The following is a 16,883-nucleotide window of genomic DNA, read 5'->3' as shown; positions in this document are numbered from 1 at the left end:
ATATTCCTTCCGGTGGCAGATGCTGCCGCTTCGATCCCGCAAAACACCCGGGCAGGCGCAATCGCCCACCTGAAAAGATAGCAACTGAACATACCCGTTACGAGGTTACACGCGGCCGCGGATCACTTCCGTCGCAGATGTTCGTCCAAACGGGGCATTATCTCGACGAAATTGCAGGGGCGGTGGCGGAAATCGAGCTGTCTGCCCAGGATTTCGTCCCAGCCGTCCTTGCAGGCGCCCGGGCTGCCCGGCAGCGCGAACAGATACGTGCCCCCGGCAACACCGCCCGTGGCCCGTGACTGCACCGCCGAGGTGCCGATCTTCTGCATCGACACGATGGTGAAGACGGTACCGAAGGCGTCGATTTCCTTTTCATAGACATCGCGGTGCGCCTCGACCGTGACATCGCGGCCCGTAAGGCCGGTGCCGCCGGTGGAAATCACGACGTCCACCTCCGGGTTCGCCACCCAGGCGCGCAGCTGATCGGCGATCTCGCTGCGCTCATCCGGCAGGATCTTCCTGTCGGCCAGCACATGCCCTGCCTCGGTCAGCCGATCCACCAGGACCTGCCCGGAGCGGTCCTCCTCCAGCGAGCGGCTATCCGAGACGGTCAGGATGGCAATGCGGACGGGAATGAAGTCTTTGCTCTCATCGATACGCGACATGGTCTGCTACGCCTTATGCTTTTTCCAGAATGGCCAGCCTCAGCGCGAGACCGGCAAAAATACCGCCAGAGATCCGCCCCAGCCAGCGCCCCGCCACCGGGTTGGTGATCAGCCGCCGCCCGGCCTGCCCCGCAAAGATCCCGACCAACCCGTTGATCACGAAACCGCCCAGCGACAGGACCGCACCGAAGATCAGGAACTGCAGCAGCACGGGACCTGCCTCGGGGACCACGAATTGCGGGATAAAGGCGAGGACGAACAGGATCACCTTGGGGTTGGTGAGATTCACCAGAAAACCGGAACGAAAGGCCCGCGCCGCGGGCACCGCAGGCGCATCGCCCGTCACAGGCCCGCTGCGGAAGGTGGTCCAAGCGAGATAAAGAAGATAGGCCACGCCGACCCAACGGATTACATCGAAAAGTCCCGGAACCGCAGCAACCGCCGCGCCAAGGCCGAGACCCGCCAGTGCCACATGCACGAAACACCCGGCCGTGATCCCGGCGCTGGCCGCGACCGCCGCGCGCCGCCCCGAGCGCAGCCCCTGCCCAAGGCAGAACATCATATCCGCCCCCGGCGTCAGGTTCAGCGCCAGCGCCGCGGGCACAAAGGCAAGAAGCGTCAGCGGATCAATCATTGCTCACCTCAAAAAAACTGGCCGTCGGGCCAAGGTTGGCACAGGCCGTCTGCCCGATCTTCCCGCGCGTGCCCCAGGCCTCGTGCACGTGACCGAACAGGGCCAGCTGCGGCTTTAGGCGCTCAATCGCGGCCCGGATCGCTGTGGAGCCGACCGACAGGCCGGTGGAGGTGAGATCGCCCAGCCCCTTGGGCGGCGAATGGGTCACCAGCACGTCTGCCTGCGTGCAGGGTGCGAGCAGATCCTCGGCTGCGTCTTCGGACAGATCCCAGGACCAGGCGCCAAAGGGTGTTTCCGGCACACCGCCGCCCAGCCCCCAGAAGGTAATGCCATCGATTGTGACACCATTTCCATGGAGCACATGGGCATGCCCGGGCGCAGCAGCGCGCAGCTCTTCGGCACTTTCGGCATTGCCGGCGACCATGACCATCGGCGCGGTAATACCCGAAAGCAGCTCCATCGCCTGATCCAGCCCCTGCCGCCCGTTGCAAAAATCACCGGCACCCACCACCAGATCTGCATCGGCGCTGGCCGCCACCAGATCGGCAGCGCGGGCGCGGGCCAGATGCAGGTCGGAAAAGGCAAGAATATTCATGTGTAAAGCCTCGTCAAAGGGCGGTGAGCCGCGCCTTCAGCTCCAGAAGGTCGGCCCAGGCTGCGCGTTTCTGCGCGGGCTGGCGCAAAAGATAGGCCGGGTGGAACATCGGGATCACCGGCTTGCCCCAGACCTGATCCCACTGACCGCGCAGCCGGGTGATGCCACGTTTGCCCAGGACCGCCTGACAGCTAATATTGCCCATCAGCACCAGCACCTCCGGCTCGGCCAGCTCGACATGGCGTTTCAGAAAAGGCACCATCATCGCCATTTCCGCAGGCAGCGGATCGCGGTTCTGTGGCGGGCGCCAGGGCAGCACGTTGGTGATATAGACGTTCTTGTCGCGATCCAGATCGATGGCGCCCAGCATCTTGTCCAGCAATTGCCCGGCACGCCCCACGAAAGGCCGCCCCTCGCGGTCCTCGTCGCGACCCGGGGCCTCTCCGATGATCATCACGCGGGAACCGGCCTGACCGTCGCAGAACACCAGATTGCGGGCGCCACGCTTCAGCTCGCAGTGATCGAAGGCAGCCATCGCCTCGCGCAGGGCAGGGAGGGAGGTCGCAGCTGCGGCGGCCTTTTGTGCGACTTCGACCGGGTCCACCTCCGGCAGGCGCTGGATCTGGCCCGGCTGCGGCGCATCGGGCTGGGCGCCGCGCGCGGGCTTGGGCGCCTGCTGCTCCAGCTCGTAGCGGTTCACGGGCGTCTCGCACAGGGCCTCGGTTGCGCCCAGTTCGATCTGCCACGCGAGCAAGGCGCGGGCGCTGTGATAATCCAATGCCGATTCCATGGCGCAAAGCTACTCTGCCTCAGCGCCAAGCGGAACCAGAGACTTGCGCATCGGGACAAGAGGTAACACCTTTGAGCCAAACCACCCCGCAGCGGCAGCACGGTGCCTTGCCCGGCAGCGACGCCGCGCCTATAAGGGCGCGCAAACAGCGCGGAGCCTGCCTCATGTCTCATGTTTCCCCACCCCCCACCGGCCCCGGTTTTGCAGCCCGTCATCTGTTGGGGATCGAGCATCTGAAGCCCCATGAGATCACCGAGATCCTGGATCTGGCCGATACCTACGTGGATCTGAACCGCCGCCCGGAAAAACATTCAGACGTGCTGGCGGGGCTGACGCAGATCAACATGTTCTTTGAAAACTCCACCCGCACTCAGGCCAGCTTCGAACTGGCCGGCAAACGGCTGGGCGCGGATGTGATGAACATGGCGATGCAGGCGTCCAGCATCAAAAAGGGTGAGACGCTGATCGACACCGCGATGACGCTGAATGCGATGCATCCCGATCTGTTGGTGGTGCGCCATCCCCATTCCGGCGCCGTGGACCTTTTGGCGCAAAAGGTAAACTGTGCGGTGCTGAACGCGGGCGACGGCCGACATGAACACCCGACGCAGGCGCTGCTGGATGCGCTGACCATCCGCCGCGCCAAGGGACGGCTGCATCGCCTCAACATCGCGATCTGCGGCGACATCGCCCACAGCCGCGTGGCGCGCTCAAACCTGATCCTCTTGGGCAAGATGGAAAACCGCATCCGCCTGATCGGGCCGCCAACGCTGGTGCCCGGCCATTTCGCCGAATTCGGCGCCGAGATCTATGATGACATGCGCGAGGGGCTTGAGGGTGTTGATGTCGTCATGATGCTGCGCCTTCAAAAGGAACGCATGGACGGCGGTTTCATCCCCTCCGAACGCGAATACTACCACCGCTACGGGCTCGATGCCGAAAAGCTGGCACTGGCCAAACCTGACGCCATCGTCATGCACCCCGGCCCGATGAACCGCGGGGTCGAAATCGACGGCACCATCGCCGATGACATCAACCGCTCGGTCATTCAGGAGCAGGTGGAAATGGGCGTCGCCGTGCGCATGGCCGCGATGGACCTTCTGGCCCGCAACCTGCGCGCCGACCGCGTGGCCGAGGCGGGCTGATCCCGGTGGAGGGTGTCATTCATATCCCTGCGGGCGAACACGGCGTGATCCGCCTGTTCCGCCTCGACATGCGCCCCGAACAGGCCGTCTTTCTGCGCGAGCCAGGCGCACTGGCGCAGGTGCTGGGGATTGATGCGCTGGATATGGAACAGGTCGAAATCTTCCCGGTCAGCGACCTCGAAGAGCTTGGCCTGGCAGGCTACCTGACCGAAGGCATGGGCGTTCCGGAAGAGCAGATCACCCCGGACCGGGAGCGCCTTGCCGCGCTCGAAGGTCATGTCATGGTGATCCGCTCCCGCGCCTTTGGCGGGCGCGAGATGCGCCTGACGCCCGCCGAGCAGATCAAGCCCGTCGCCACCTACGGCACGCCCGGCACCAGCTGGAGCGGCGCCCCGATTGAGACCGAAAGCGCCAAACCCTATTCCGCACCGAAGCTGGCCCCGCGCAAAGCGCGCGCCGAGGCCCGCCGCATCGGCGCCACGCTCTTTGCGGTGGTGATGGGGTTGGTCGGGCTCGTACTTTATCTGCTGGTGCGCTGACATGCAGCAGGGCACCGACGAGATCAGCTTCACCCCCGACCGCAGCGCCTATATCCGCGCCCACGCCTGGATGGCGGCCTTTGCCATGGCGGCGGGCATGGGGCTCCTCTGGGCGGCAGGCAATCCGCATATCTGGACCGGCGCCATCGGCGGGCTTGCTGCCATCGCCCTGCGCGGCTGGTATCTTGCGAGCGAGGAAATGGCCGTCGTCTGGCGCATCGCAGATGGTGTGCTGACCGGCCCCGCCGAACGCCGCGTGCCGCTGGGTGAGATCGAGACCGCCCGGTCGATGGGCAGCTATGTCCAGATCATCACCAGGGGCGGTGACAAGCACCTTATCAAGTATCAGGCCAATCCGGCCGCCACCCTCTCAGCCATCGAAAGAGCCCGCGCATGACCACTCTGTTCATCAATGCCCGACTGATCGACCCCGAGGCCGGAACGGATGCGCCGGGGGCTGTGCTTGTCGCGGACGGTCAGATTACCGAAATCCTGCCCGAGGGTACGCAGGTAGAGCACCTGTTTCGTGCGCGAAACATTGACCCGGCAGAGGCCAAAGTGGTCGATTGCGGTGGTAAATGCCTCGCCCCCGGTATCGTCGATATTGGCGTGAAGGTGTGCGAGCCGGGTGAGCGGCACAAGGAAAGCTACAAGACCGCCGGCCTTGCGGCGGCGGCGGGGGGTGTCACCACCATGGTCACCCGCCCGGACACCAATCCCGCAATCGACAGCCCCGAAACACTGGAGTTCGTCACCCGCCGCGCCCAAGCCGACACGCCGGTCAACGTGCTGCCCATGGCCGCGCTCACCAAGGGGCGCGAAGGGCGCGAAATGACCGAGATCGGTTTTCTGCTGGATGCGGGCGCCGTCGCCTTTTCCGACTGCGATCACGTGGTCGCCAATACCAAGGTGTTTTCCCGCGCGCTGGCCTATGCCAAGAGCTGCGGCGCGCTGGTGATCGCCCACCCGCAGGAACCGGTGCTGAGCGCGGGCGCCGCCGCCAGCAGCAGCAAATTCGCCACCCTACGCGGCCTGCCTGCGGTCTCTCCGATGGCGGAGCGCATGGGGCTGGACCGGGATATCGCACTCTTGGAGATGACCGGCGCGCGCTATCACGCCGACCAGATCACCACCGCCCGCGCCCTGCCCGCATTGGAGCGTGCCAAGGCCAATGGGCTGGACATCACGGCTGGCACCTCGATCCACCACCTGACCCTGAATGAGCTCGACGTGGCCGACTACCGCACCTTCTTCAAGGTGAAACCGCCGCTGCGCGCGGAAGAGGACCGCCTGGCGGTGATCGAAGCGGTGCGCAGCGGGCTGATCGACACGATTTCCTCGATGCACACGCCGCAGGATGAGGAAAGCAAACGCCTGCCGTTTGAAGAAGCCGCTGCCGGCGCCGTGGCATTGGAGACCCTGCTGCCTGCGGCCCTGCGCCTGTATCATGCCGAGCAACTGGATCTGCCGACCCTGTTCCGGGCGATGTCCCTGAACCCCGCAAAACGGCTGGGTCTGGCTTGCGGGCGTATGTCTGCCGGGGCACCTGCGGACTTGATCCTGTTCGATGCGGATGTGCCTTTTGTGCTGGACCGCTTTACGCTGAAATCGAAATCGCAGAATACCCCCTTTGACGGCCAGCGGATGCAGGGCAGAGTGCTGGCAACCTATGTGGCCGGCGCGCCCGTTTTCCGGAGAGACTGATGCCTGCATTCGACACCCCGTTCCTGATGATGCTGCTCTGGGCCCTTGTGGGTTACGGGCTGGGGTCAATTCCCTTTGGTCTGGTGCTGACGCGGCTGATGGGACTTGGCAACCTGCGGGACATCGGATCGGGCAATATCGGCACCACCAATGTGCTGCGTACCGGATCGAAACTGGCGGCCTTGCTGACGCTGCTCCTGGATGGCGGCAAGGGCGCGGTCGCAGTCATTCTGGCGCGGATGCTGGCCGGAGAGGACGCGGCGCAACTGGCAGGTCTTGCGGCCTTCCTCGGCCATTGTTTCCCGGTCTGGCTGGGCTTCAAGGGTGGCAAGGGCGTTGCGACCTTCCTGGGCCTGATGCTGGCCCTGGCCTGGCCGGTGGGCGTTGCTGCCTGCCTGACCTGGCTGGCAGGCGCTGCGATCACCCGCATGTCATCGGCTTCGGCGCTATTGTCAGCGCTGGCCGCCCCGGTTTGGGCACTGCTGCTGGGTGTGCCGCAGATCGTGGCGCTGACCATTGCCCTGACCGTGATCGTTTTCTGGCGCCATTCGGAAAACATCGCCCGCCTGCGCGCCGGAACCGAACCGAAAATCGGCCAGAAATAACTCCGGCGCACCCGGCGCACCCGGCCTATGTGGCCAGCGGCAGCGGCGCCCCAACGCGGTTGCGACCTTGACGCTTGGCCAGATAAAGCGCCTCATCTGCGCGCCGCAGCACCTCCTCCACCGGGTTGCGGCCATCGGCATAGCCAAGCCCGATGGAAATCGTGCAGTTCAGCTCTTTGTCCAGCACCTTGACGGTCTGCCGCTCCACCGCCTGCCGGATGTCCTCGGCGCGCTGCATGGCATCATCGAGATCCTTTTGCGGCAGGCAGACCACGAATTCCTCGCCGCCATAGCGCGCCGCCAGCCCGTCCTGCTTCACGTGTTCTTCAATCACCGCGGCGACGCGGCGGATCACCTCATCCCCTACAAGGTGGCCATAGGTATCGTTCACCTGCTTGAACAGGTCGATATCCAGCATGAGGAAACTGCCCCGTAGATCCCCCTGCATCTCATGCATCTGCCGCATGAAATGACTGCGGCTGAGCAGGTTGGTCATCTGGTCATGGGCCAAAAGATGCTCCAGCTGTTTGTTAAGCTGGTGGATTTCAAGCGAGCGGTTGGCCGACATCAGGCAGGCAGGCGGCGCGATCAGCAGCGGCCCCAGAATCGAAGCCCGAAGCATATCGGTCGTCAGCCCATCCCCCAGCAACAGCCATGTCAGCAGAACCGAAAGGCAAACGGCCATGCCGGTAATGCCCACGACATATTTCCATTTGTCGGCCTCGGAGCGAATTTTAAACATGATGACTCTTGATCGGATGTGCGGTCCGGTTCCTAGCATGCAATGGTTAAAGCTCCCTGCCGCGCAAAAGCAGTTTTAACCATTCTTTTGCGTCAGACCCTGTTCATCCGGTCAGGCTCCCTGTCCTTTGTTCGCAATGCGCTGGTGCGGCGCAACATTCGACACTGCGACCGCAGGCGCCGTGCCCCCATCACAGAAAACACGCAGCCTTGTGATGTGCAGTTCTGAACACCCAAAAGTGCCACCAAGCGCAGTCACTATGAGTTGTTTTGAACGTGAGCGCCTCTGCCTCCACATGGGTGCTGTGACAGCCGCAAAGGGTTGCACGCAGACTATCGACCCAAGGGCCGACACATGGCGCATTTCGTCATCGGCCCGCATTCCAAAGGATGGAACCATGAACAAATTCAAGACTATTGTGAGCGGTGTCGCGCTGTCCGTTGCACTGGCGACTTCGGCGATGGCAGCAGGCGTGGAACTGAACGCGTCCTCGACCGGCCTGGCCCTGCAAGGCTACGACCCGGTTGCATATTTCACCGTTGGTGAGCCGACCCCCGGCAACTGGAAAATCACCGCGCTGCACAACGACGCTCTGTATCGCTTTGCTTCCGAAGAAAACAAAGTTGCATTTGAAAAGAACCCCGAAGCCTACCTGCCCGAGTACGGCGGATACTGCGCATTCGGCGCGGCCATGGGCTTCAAATTCGACGGCGACCCGACCCTGTGGAAAATCGTTGACGACAAACTGTACCTGAACCTGGCAACCGACATCCAGGAGCGCTGGGAAGGTGACGTCGCAGGCTTCATCGAAAAAGCCGACGCAAACTGGGGCGACATCGAGCACAAAGATCCGGTTGAGCTGCAGAACCAGTAAGGTTCCCACGCCGTAGCAAAAGCGACCTCACTCACGGACGCTTTACCCGGCGGCAGGATTTCCCTGCCGTCGGTTTTTTCTTGACTCGACTCGCAATCCAGTTATTTCTGCAATTACAGAAATTTCAGGATCACTCGAATGAACCTCACCCCGGCCATGCAGAACTTCATCCTCCACTGGGGCGAAATGGGCTCCAAATGGGGCGTGAACCGGTCTGTTGCGCAGATCCACGCGCTCTTGCATATCTCGCCCGATGCGCTGACCGCCGAGGAAATTTGCGACACGCTGAACCTTGCCCGCTCCAACGTGTCCAACGGGCTAAAGGAACTACAGTCACAAGGGCTGGTCAAATCCTCCCGCCAGCTGGGCGACCGACGCGATCATTTCACCTCGATCCGCGACATGTTCGATCTGGTGGATGCCGTGATCGCCGCCCGCCGTGAACGCGAGTTCGCCCCTACCTTACGCGCCCTTGAAGAGGTCATGGCCGAGGCCGAAGAGGACAACACCCCCAAGGTCATCAAGGCGCGCATGGGCGAGACCCTGCGCGTGATGCAGATGTTTGATGACTGGTACATGGACTTTTCCCGCCTGCCCCGCGCGGTGCATCTGGCGGTGCTGAAGATGGGATCGAAACTGGTGCGCTTCCTGCCCGGCGGTAAATCCGACTAGACCTGCCCAAAAAATTTTACCTGGAGATTTCACAAATGACAGAAATAACTGATAGGCTAAAAAATACTGAGCCCGAAGTCGTGGCAAAGCGCCACCTGGTGGACCCCGTTGCCTTCGCCCTCGCCGTCGTCGGCGGGCCGCTGCTGGCTGGATTGATAGGAGCACCGACTCTGATCAGCCCCTTCGCCACCCTTATCGGCGGACCAGTTTATGTTCTGGCCGGAACACCAATAATGCTGGCCTACCTGGCCATGCGCGACTCCACTCCGGAAGCATGGGCAGGGCTGGCATTTCTTACCAACCTCATTCTGTTTGGGATCATTCTACAACTGCCTGACATGTCCCGTTCCACACAAAGCTGGGATGGCATGCGCTTGGTTTGGGGAAGTCTCTTTGCCCCTATCTGGGGCTGGATTAGCGGCTGCATTTACGCCTCTCTCAAACGTGATTTTTACAAACAACCCCTCTGAATCGAAAGGACACCACCATGCTGTTTCAAATCGCAACCTACCTCGCCCTCGCCCTTCTCATGGTCACCGCGATGACCCTGATGATCCTCAAAATTTCCAGCATCTTAGGCGACTGCCCGCAATCGGGCAGTGCCGCGCAGGCGGCAGGCGTCACCATCGCAACCGGCTATGCCATGATCGCCCTCGGGGGCATCGGGCTGATCGGCGCCGCGATGCCGGTGCTTGACCTAGGTGTCTGGGGCCTGTTGCCCGCGCTCGGCTTTGCTGCGATCTGCCTCGGTCTCGGCTTCGCCCACGCCGTCGCCACCCTGCGCGCCGTGGTCCGCGAGGCGGTGAACCCACCTGCCACAGTTGCCACAGGCAAACCGGCCGCAAGCGCCGCTTGAGCCCAGGCCCCCAGAAAGCGGGGCGCCTCAGCGGCGCCCCGTTTTACGTTTTGGATCAGTAGCTGTATTCGGCGTAGATCCGGGTCAGATCGCCGTTCCAGTCGCCGTGATAATGCTCCAGCAGTTCGTCTGCCGGGACCTTGCCGCTGTCGATGCTTTCCTTCAGTGCATTCAGGAAATGCGTCTCGTCAGGGACCATGCCACCAGCGCCGGGACGGGCGCGCGCCTTGAGGCCTGCCTCGGAAATCTCCAGCACCTGACGCGCCAGATCGTGCATCTTGATGTCTCCGACCTCGGCCTGCAGCGCCTGTTCCGCCGCGCCCACGCGCAGGGCCTCGCGGGTTTCCGCATCCCAGCCCTTGACCAGATCCCAGGCCGCATCGAGGCTGTTTTGGTCGTACATCAGACCCACCCAGAAGGCCGGCAGCGCGCAGAGCCTGCGCCAGGGGCCGCCATCGGCGCCGCGCATCTCCATGTATTTCTTGATCCGCGCCTCGGGAAAGGCGGTGGTCAGGTGGTCAGCCCAATCGCTGAGCGTCGGGGTTTCACCGGGCAGCGCGGGCAGTTTGCCATTGAGGAAATCGCGGAAGGACTGACCCAGCGCGTTGATGTATTCACCATCGCGGTAGACGAAATACATCGGCACATCGAGCGCGTATTCCACGTAGCGTTCAAATCCCATGCCCTTTTCAAAGACGAAGGGCAGCATGCCGGTGCGGGCATCGTCGAGATGGCGCCAGATCTTGCTGCGCCAGGACTTGTGGCCGTTGGGTATACCTTCGAAGAAAGGCGAATTGGCAAACAGCGCAGTGGCCACCGGCTGCAACGCCAGGGCGACGCGCAGTTTCTGCACCATGTCGGCCTCAGAGGCGAAATCAAGGTTCACCTGCACCGTGGTGGTGCGGCGCATCATGTCCCGGCCCATGGTGCCGACCTTGGCCATGTAATCGTTCATCAGCCGGTAACGCCCCTTGGGCATCAGCGGCATCTCGTCATGGGTCCAGATCGGAGCGGCGCCAAGGCCGATGAAACCGACGCCGATCTTGTCGGCGATTTCCTTCACCTCGCGCAGGTGGACGTTTACCTCGTCGCAGGTCTCGTGAATGGTTTCCAGAGGCGCGCCCGAAAGCTCCAGCGCCCCGCCGGGTTCAAGGCTGACGTTGGCGCCATCCTTGGTCAGACCAATGAGGTTGCCGCCTTCGGTGACGGGCGACCAGCCATAACGATCACGCAGCCCTTCCAGTACCGCCTGGATCGAGCGTTGACCGGCGTAGGGCAGCGGTTTCAGCGTATCCTTGCAATAGCCGAACTTCTCGTGCTCGGTGCCGATGCGCCAGTCGGCGCTCGGTTTACAGCCGGAGGCCAGGTATTCGGCCATCTGTTCGTGGCGTTCGATCGGTCCGCCGCCGGACTGGGGAATGGACATGCCGGGCACTCCGTCCTGTTGTTTCGCTGTTTTCGGCGGTCAGAAGTGGGGCCAAACGACGCCGGTGTCAATGCAGCCTTTGGTGGGTGGGTCGGCTTGGGATGCGCTCCCAGATCACGACCTGGTGAGCACCGGCCTTGCGCAGCTCGGCCAGCATCCGCTCCGTGCGCAACCCCGGAAGGCTGGCAAAGACGTCAAACAGCGCCTCGTGACCTTCGGCGTTGACCGGGATCGCCAGCGGCGGCTGTCCCGGCTGTTCCAGCACCCAATGGGGCGGTTTCGCGGTGTGATCCAGCCGCAGCCGTTCGATTTCGGAGGCCGCAACGGCGCCGCCCGTCAGAGGACCGAAATAGGCGATCTGCCCTTCGTCCACCTGCACCACACCCGGCCCGCCTGCGCCCAGCCGAAATCGCAGCCGCTGCGCCCCCACCACGGCCAGAACCAGCCCGACCGCAATCAGCGCCCAGCCGGTCATGGCGGTAAATCCATAGGAGGTGAAAGCCCACTTCAGCCCCACCAGCAGCATCAGCGCCGCGACGATCAGCTCGCGCCAGCGCCACAGGCTGGCCTGTGCTTCGGGTCGGATGAAACTCATGGCACCTCCTGTTCCGGGGCAAAAAGCACCAGAGAAAATGATCCAGCGGGCCGGAACCCGATTGCCTCATAGGCGCGCGCTGCTGCCGGGCTGGCGGCGAACAACACGGCCCGCTGCGCCCCGGCCTTGCGGGCCTCGTCCAGATGCAGGGCGACGGCAAGGCGCGCCAACCCCCTGCCCCGCAAACCCGGCGGCGTATAGACGCCACCGATCTGCACCACCTCCGGTATCTGGGCATTGAACCCTGTCATGGCAACCGGTTGTCCGGCAATTGAAAGAACCCGGTGGCTGTCACGGTCAAGGTAACCGGCGATATCCTGCGCCGCCTTTTCTTCACTGACCTCCGCCCCGGCCCCCAGAACTTCGCGATGATATGCCGCCCGCCAGTCCAGCACCAGATCGCGCGGCGCCGCGGCCAGCGGGATCAGCGCCGCCTGTTCAGCCTTCGGTATTTCCAGCTGGTCAAGGTCAAGGGAGAACCCCGGCTCGTTTTCATCCAGCCGGGTCGGGCAGGAGACAAGATCGCTGGCGGCGAGAAAGGCGCGCAGCTGTGCGGTGTCTCCGGCGCAGCCCACGATGCTCCGCCCGGCCAGCAGCGCAGATGCCTCCTGCCAGTCTTCGGCGCGCGCGTGGGGCGCCTGCATCAGCACCATGCCCGCCTCTGTCAGACCAAAGACGCCCGAGTGGTCATCCTGCACCCAAAGATCCATCTCCTGTCCATTGCCGGGATCCTGCAGGTTGCCCAGAAGGAACATCGAGCTTTGCAGATGCTGGCGCAGCAGGCGCTCTATCTGCGGAATGTCAGCCGCGCGGGCGGCGCGCCAGACCATGTCACCAATCCCCGAGACTTTGCTGCCACAGGGTCATTGCCGCCACCGCTGCGGTGTCGGCGCGCAGGATCCGCGGGCCAAGGCTGACCACATGGGCCTGCTCCATCCCGTGCAGACGCTTGCGCTCAGCCTCAGAGAAACCGCCTTCGGGACCGATGAGGATGGCCCAGGATCCTGGCTGAGAGACTTCGCCCGGACGATAGGCCGGGCAGCGCCCCTCCGCCCCCGGACGGCCGCCACCCTCGACGCGATCCAGAAACAGCCTCTGCCCCACCTCGGCCTCGTCGCAGAACATCAACTGACGCTCCTGCGGCCAGTGATCCAGCAGGCGCGACAGTTTCTGCAGATCCGTCACCTCGGGAACGAAGGTACCACCGCATTGCTCGGCCGCCTCCACCGCGTGGGCCTGTAGCCGGTCCTGGCGAATACGCTCGGAATTGGTGAAGTCGGTCTGCACCGGCAGGATTCGCGCCGCGCCCATCTCGGCGGCCTTTTCGACGATGAAATCGGTGCGCGCCTTCTTGATCGGGGCAAAAATCAGCCACAGGTCTGGCGGCATCTGCAAGGGGCGCGTCTGCTCAAGACAGCTCAATACCCCGCCGCGTTTGCCTGCTTCGGCTACCTCGGCCAGCCATTCTCCATCACGCCCGTTGAACAGGGCCACCTTGGCGCCGACAGCCTGCCGCATCACCCCGAAGAGGTAATGTGCCTGATCCCGGTCCAAAGGAATGGTTTGCCCTGCCCCCAAGGGGTGCTCTACATACAGTCTGATCTTCGCACTCATGAGGTCCTACATATGCAAGGGCAATCGCCAACACCAGATGGTCAGGTCGCAGATGCGGTCAAGGGGAATTGGGTGGACACCCACGCGCCCGCCTGGTCGCGCCCCTATCTGCGGCTGAGCCGCGCAGACCGCCCGATCGGCACATGGCTGTTGCTGATCCCCTGCTGGTGGGGTCTGGCGCTGGCCATCCTCTGGGATGACACCCCGGTCTGGCAGGACGCCTGGATCTTTGTCGCCTGTGGGCTTGGCGCCTGGCTGATGCGCGGTGCGGGCTGCACATGGAACGACATCACCGACCGCAACTTTGACGGCGCGGTCGAGCGTACCCGATCACGACCGATCCCATCCGGACAGGTGACCGTGCGCGGCGCGGTGACTTGGATGTGCGCGCAGGCGCTTGTGGCCTTTGGCATCCTGATGACCTTCAACTGGGCTGCCATCGGCATGGGCGTGCTGGCGCTGCTGCCAGTTGCCGTCTACCCCTTTGCCAAAAGGTTCACCTGGTGGCCGCAGATCTTCCTTGGGCTGGCCTTCAACTGGGGGGCCATGCTGGCCTGGGTGGCGCATACCGGATCGTTGGCATGGCCGCCGGTCATCCTCTATCTGGCGGGGATTGCCTGGACGCTGTTTTATGACACCATCTATGCACATCAGGACACCGAGGACGACGCGCTGATCGGCGTCAAATCCACCGCCCGCCTGTTTGGCGACAACAGCCCCAGCTGGCTGCGCCGCTTCATCGTGGCAACCGTGGGCCTGATGGCCCTTGCCGTTGTGCTGGCCGCACATGTCGATGCCAACCTGCTGACCCTGCTGATTGCGCTTGCCGGTCCCTGGGCTATGGGCTGGCACATGACCTGGCAATTGCGCGTATTTGATCCCGAAAACAACCCCCGCCTGTTGAAGCTGTTCCGGCTCAACCGCGATACCGGCTTGATTCCGCTGATCTTCTTTGCCGTGGCCACTTTCGTGTGATTGAACAGGCCGCCGCTGGCCTGTATGACAGAGCCCAACCGTATCTGGGAATGCTGTTGCAATGCGCCTGTCTTCGTTTCTGATCCCGACTTTGTCCTTCGCCGCGGCGGCAGGGCTGAGCCTGATCGCAGCGGGGTTTGCCGTCACAGCCGTCGAGCGTGGCAGCGAGCGCGAAGTGCGCCGGTCTCTGGATGTTGCGGGCCTGCACTGGGCCGAGGTCACCGCCGACGGGCTGCGGGTCACCCTGCAGGGCACCGCCCCGGACGAAGCCACCCGGTTTGCAGCGATCTCTCTGGCAGGCAGCATTGTCGATGCGGCGCGGGTGATCGACGATATCACGGTGCCGCCCTCGGACGGATTGGCGCCGCCGCGGTTTTCGGCGGAAATCCTGCGCAATGATCGGGGCATTTCAATCAGCGGGTTGATCCCGCTGTCCGCCTCGCGCGAGACGCTGGTCGGACAGCTGGACCGCATCGCCGAAGACAACAACAAGAAGGTCGCCGATCTTCTGGAAACCGCGGATTACCCGCTCCCCGATGGCTGGGACCCGGCGCTGAAATTCGCCGTCGCGGCGTTGGAGCTGCTGCCGCGCTCCAAGATCTCGGTCGAGGCAGGCGCGGTTTCGGTGACCGCAATCGCCGACAGCACCGAAGAACGCGACAGTTTTGAACGCCAGCTGAGCAGGATGGCACCGCCGCAGATCCGTCTCAGCCTTGATATTGCCGCGCCGCGCCCGGTGATCACGCCCTTTACCCTGCGGTTTCTGATTTCCGAAAGCGGTGCCCGGTTCGATGCCTGCTCAGCCGAGGACGAGGAAAGCCGCGCCCGCATCCTGTCCGCCGCCCGCGCTGCCGGACTGGAGGGAGAGGCCGACTGCGTGATTGGCATGGGGGTTCCCTCCCCCACATGGGCCGATGCCGCCGAACTCAGCATTCAGAGCCTTGCGGAATTGGGTCAGGGCTCGGTCACCATCGCCAACGCCGATATCACCCTTGTCGCCGCCGAAGGCACGCCGGAGGCCCAATTCGACACAGTGGTGGGAGAGCTGGAAACCGCGCTGCCGCAGGTCTTTGCCCTGCACGCGGTGCTGCCCATGCCGGAAACCGATGCCGCTGCCGGACCGCCCGAATTCACCGCCACGCTCAGCCCCGAAGGCCAGGTGCAGCTGCGCGGGCGCATCACCGATGCCGCCACCCGCACCATCGCCGACAGCTATGCCAAGGCGCGGTTTGGCTCCGACAGCGTCTATACCGCCGCGCGCGTGGCCGAGGGACTGCCTGCCGATTGGCCGGTGCGGGTGCTGGCCGGGCTTGAGGCGCTTTCCTATCTGGAGCGCGGCGCGGTCAGCGTCACGCCAGAGGATCTAACCCTGCGCGGCATGAGCTACCGCAAGGATGCCTCCTCAGAGATTGCCAAGTTCCTGTCCGCCAAACTGGGCGAGGCCGAAGACTATGAGCTCGACATCACCTATGAAGAGCCGCCCGCGCCCAAGGATCAACCGATGGCGCCGGAGCTGTGTCAGGCGGCGCTGACCAGCGTGCAGCTGGAGAACGGCAAGATCACCTTTGAGCCCGGCTCGGCCACGGTGGAGGCCGGCAGCAACGTGATCATCGACAAGATCGCCGCGATCCTTGAGAAATGCGGCCCGATACGGCTGGAAATCCAAGGCCACACCGACAGCCAGGGGCGTGAGGAGATGAACCAGAACCTCAGCCAGGCGCGAGCGCAATCGGTTCTCAACGAATTGCGGGCGCGGCGGATCCTGACCTCGACCTATATCGCGCGCGGATTTGGCGAAAGCAGCCCGATCGCCTCGAACGACACCGAGGAAGGCCGCGAAGCCAACCGCCGCATCGATTTCCGCCTGCTGCTGCCGACGACTGGCGAGAGCGAGGAAAGCACCCTCGACAGCGCCGCAGCGCCCGTGGAGGAGACGACAGCAGAGGCCAAAGCCCCTGCAGCCGAAGGCGAAACCGAAACCCAGGCTGAAACCCAAGCAGAAGACGCCGAGGGTGACGACGCACAGGCGGCTGACACTGAGACCGGCGACACAGAACAGGAGACATCGGGCCAATGAACAGGACAGAGTTCATCCTCACCACCGCAATCATCCTGTTTGCCGCCTTCGCGATGGGCTGGTTTGCCAATTGGCTGGTGCACCGTTTCACCCGCGTCCGGCAAAGCGACGTGGCCGATCTGGACCGGATGAGCCAGGAATTGCACGAGGCCGAAGAGACACGCGATCAGGCGATCACCTACCTGCAACAACGCGAAGCGGAGCTGACCAACCAGCTGACCCAGACCGAAGCCGAGCTGAGCGCGGCCATGGAAGGTCTGCGCGATGCCCGCCGCGAGGCCGAAGAGTTGCGCGCGCAGCTGAACCACTGATCTAAAAAAACCGCCCCGGCCATCCTGCCCGGGAAGAGGATCGGGCGGAACGGCCGGGGCGACG

21 protein-coding genes are annotated in these 16,883 nt (G+C 63.6%); 12 read left to right on the top strand and 9 right to left on the bottom strand.

The annotated features are described in order from the left end of the window. Positions 1 to 122: 122 nt before the first annotated feature. From moaB to JL2886_RS13370, 4 genes are read right to left on the bottom strand one after another with little or no spacing between them, the layout of a single operon-like run. Entirely contained in the window at positions 123 to 665 is a 543-nt protein-coding gene (gene moaB / locus JL2886_RS13385; RefSeq protein WP_065272461.1) for a molybdenum cofactor biosynthesis protein B, read from the bottom strand. Positions 666 to 678: 13 nt separating this feature from the next. After that, positions 679 to 1,299 (bottom strand): LysE family translocator, encoded by a 621-nt coding sequence (locus JL2886_RS13380; RefSeq protein ID WP_065272460.1) that lies wholly within the window; start codon positions 1,297 to 1,299, stop codon positions 679 to 681. Next, a complete protein-coding gene (locus tag JL2886_RS13375; RefSeq protein ID WP_065272459.1) occupies positions 1,292 to 1,894 on the bottom strand; it encodes a metallophosphoesterase family protein in 603 nt (200 codons plus the stop codon). The genes JL2886_RS13380 and JL2886_RS13375 overlap by 8 nt, the downstream gene beginning before the upstream one ends. Before the next feature lie 13 nt (positions 1,895 to 1,907). Further along, positions 1,908 to 2,684, bottom strand: coding sequence for a uracil-DNA glycosylase (locus JL2886_RS13370; RefSeq protein ID WP_065272458.1), 777 nt, complete (start codon positions 2,682 to 2,684; stop codon positions 1,908 to 1,910). A gap of 164 nt (positions 2,685 to 2,848) precedes the next feature. Between JL2886_RS13370 and JL2886_RS13365 the strand changes: the two genes are divergently transcribed. From JL2886_RS13365 to plsY, 5 genes are read left to right on the top strand one after another with little or no spacing between them, the layout of a single operon-like run. After that, complete coding sequence (locus JL2886_RS13365) at positions 2,849 to 3,829, top strand: aspartate carbamoyltransferase catalytic subunit (RefSeq protein WP_065272457.1); 981 nt, start codon at positions 2,849 to 2,851, stop codon at positions 3,827 to 3,829. A 5-nt stretch (positions 3,830 to 3,834) separates the two neighbouring features. Next, entirely contained in the window at positions 3,835 to 4,368 is a 534-nt protein-coding gene (locus JL2886_RS13360) for a hypothetical protein (RefSeq protein ID WP_065272456.1), read from the top strand. A gap of 1 nt (position 4,369) precedes the next feature. Continuing rightward, positions 4,370 to 4,765, top strand: a complete 396-nt coding sequence (locus tag JL2886_RS13355) for a hypothetical protein (RefSeq protein WP_065272455.1) — start codon at positions 4,370 to 4,372, stop codon at positions 4,763 to 4,765. Next, entirely contained in the window at positions 4,762 to 6,072 is a 1,311-nt protein-coding gene (pyrC, locus tag JL2886_RS13350) for a dihydroorotase (RefSeq protein WP_065272454.1), read from the top strand. The genes JL2886_RS13355 and pyrC overlap by 4 nt, the downstream gene beginning before the upstream one ends. After that, the gene (gene plsY / locus JL2886_RS13345; RefSeq protein WP_065272453.1) at positions 6,072 to 6,677 is read left to right on the top strand and encodes a glycerol-3-phosphate 1-O-acyltransferase PlsY; all 606 of its coding nucleotides are present in this window, start codon (positions 6,072 to 6,074) and stop codon (positions 6,675 to 6,677) included. Before pyrC ends, plsY begins: the two co-directional genes overlap by 1 nt. A gap of 25 nt (positions 6,678 to 6,702) precedes the next feature. Here the strand turns inward: plsY and JL2886_RS13340 are convergent, their stop codons facing one another. After that, positions 6,703 to 7,419 carry a GGDEF domain-containing protein gene (locus JL2886_RS13340; RefSeq protein WP_065272452.1) on the bottom strand — a complete coding sequence of 239 codons (717 nt, stop codon included), beginning with the start codon at positions 7,417 to 7,419 and terminating at the stop codon, positions 6,703 to 6,705. 397 nt (positions 7,420 to 7,816) lie between these two features. Between JL2886_RS13340 and JL2886_RS13335 the strand changes: the two genes are divergently transcribed. The 4 genes from JL2886_RS13335 (at position 7,817) to JL2886_RS13320 (ending at position 9,821) form a co-directional block, all read left to right on the top strand. Continuing rightward, positions 7,817 to 8,293, top strand: coding sequence for a YHS domain-containing (seleno)protein (locus JL2886_RS13335; RefSeq protein ID WP_065272451.1), 477 nt, complete (start codon positions 7,817 to 7,819; stop codon positions 8,291 to 8,293). Positions 8,294 to 8,431: 138 nt separating this feature from the next. After that, entirely contained in the window at positions 8,432 to 8,965 is a 534-nt protein-coding gene (locus tag JL2886_RS13330) for a GbsR/MarR family transcriptional regulator (protein WP_065272450.1), read from the top strand. Between the two features lie 35 nt (positions 8,966 to 9,000). After that, a complete protein-coding gene (locus JL2886_RS13325; protein WP_065272449.1) occupies positions 9,001 to 9,435 on the top strand; it encodes a hypothetical protein in 435 nt (144 codons plus the stop codon). Positions 9,436 to 9,452: 17 nt separating this feature from the next. Continuing rightward, entirely contained in the window at positions 9,453 to 9,821 is a 369-nt protein-coding gene (locus JL2886_RS13320) for a hypothetical protein (protein ID WP_065272448.1), read from the top strand. Between the two features lie 55 nt (positions 9,822 to 9,876). Here the strand turns inward: JL2886_RS13320 and JL2886_RS13315 are convergent, their stop codons facing one another. The 4 genes from JL2886_RS13315 to JL2886_RS13300 form a co-directional block, all read right to left on the bottom strand. Next, on the bottom strand, positions 9,877 to 11,247 hold the full coding sequence (locus tag JL2886_RS13315) for a glutamate--cysteine ligase (RefSeq protein ID WP_065273699.1): 1,371 nt from the start codon (positions 11,245 to 11,247) through the stop codon (positions 9,877 to 9,879). Between the two features lie 67 nt (positions 11,248 to 11,314). Then, entirely contained in the window at positions 11,315 to 11,842 is a 528-nt protein-coding gene (locus tag JL2886_RS13310) for a hypothetical protein (protein ID WP_065272447.1), read from the bottom strand. Beyond that, positions 11,839 to 12,672 carry a GNAT family N-acetyltransferase gene (locus JL2886_RS13305; RefSeq protein ID WP_065272446.1) on the bottom strand — a complete coding sequence of 278 codons (834 nt, stop codon included), beginning with the start codon at positions 12,670 to 12,672 and terminating at the stop codon, positions 11,839 to 11,841. The genes JL2886_RS13310 and JL2886_RS13305 overlap by 4 nt, the downstream gene beginning before the upstream one ends. A gap of 1 nt (position 12,673) precedes the next feature. Beyond that, positions 12,674 to 13,456, bottom strand: coding sequence for a 16S rRNA (uracil(1498)-N(3))-methyltransferase (locus JL2886_RS13300; RefSeq protein WP_065272445.1), 783 nt, complete (start codon positions 13,454 to 13,456; stop codon positions 12,674 to 12,676). 12 nt (positions 13,457 to 13,468) lie between these two features. Between JL2886_RS13300 and ubiA the strand changes: the two genes are divergently transcribed. From ubiA to JL2886_RS13285, 3 genes are all read left to right on the top strand, one after another. After that, on the top strand, positions 13,469 to 14,431 hold the full coding sequence (ubiA, locus tag JL2886_RS13295; protein WP_065272444.1) for a 4-hydroxybenzoate octaprenyltransferase: 963 nt from the start codon (positions 13,469 to 13,471) through the stop codon (positions 14,429 to 14,431). A gap of 61 nt (positions 14,432 to 14,492) precedes the next feature. Beyond that, positions 14,493 to 16,508, top strand: a complete 2,016-nt coding sequence (locus tag JL2886_RS13290) for an OmpA family protein (RefSeq protein ID WP_082996085.1) — start codon at positions 14,493 to 14,495, stop codon at positions 16,506 to 16,508. Next, a complete protein-coding gene (locus JL2886_RS13285; RefSeq protein WP_065272443.1) occupies positions 16,505 to 16,819 on the top strand; it encodes a hypothetical protein in 315 nt (104 codons plus the stop codon). Before JL2886_RS13290 ends, JL2886_RS13285 begins: the two co-directional genes overlap by 4 nt. Positions 16,820 to 16,883: the final 64 nt, after the last annotated feature.

Source organism: Phaeobacter gallaeciensis (genome assembly GCF_001678945.1).
GTDB lineage: Bacteria > Pseudomonadota > Alphaproteobacteria > Rhodobacterales > Rhodobacteraceae > Phycobacter > Phycobacter gallaeciensis_A.
The sequence above is the reverse complement of the archived record's forward strand: the minus strand, read 5'-3'. Positions and strand labels throughout refer to the sequence as shown.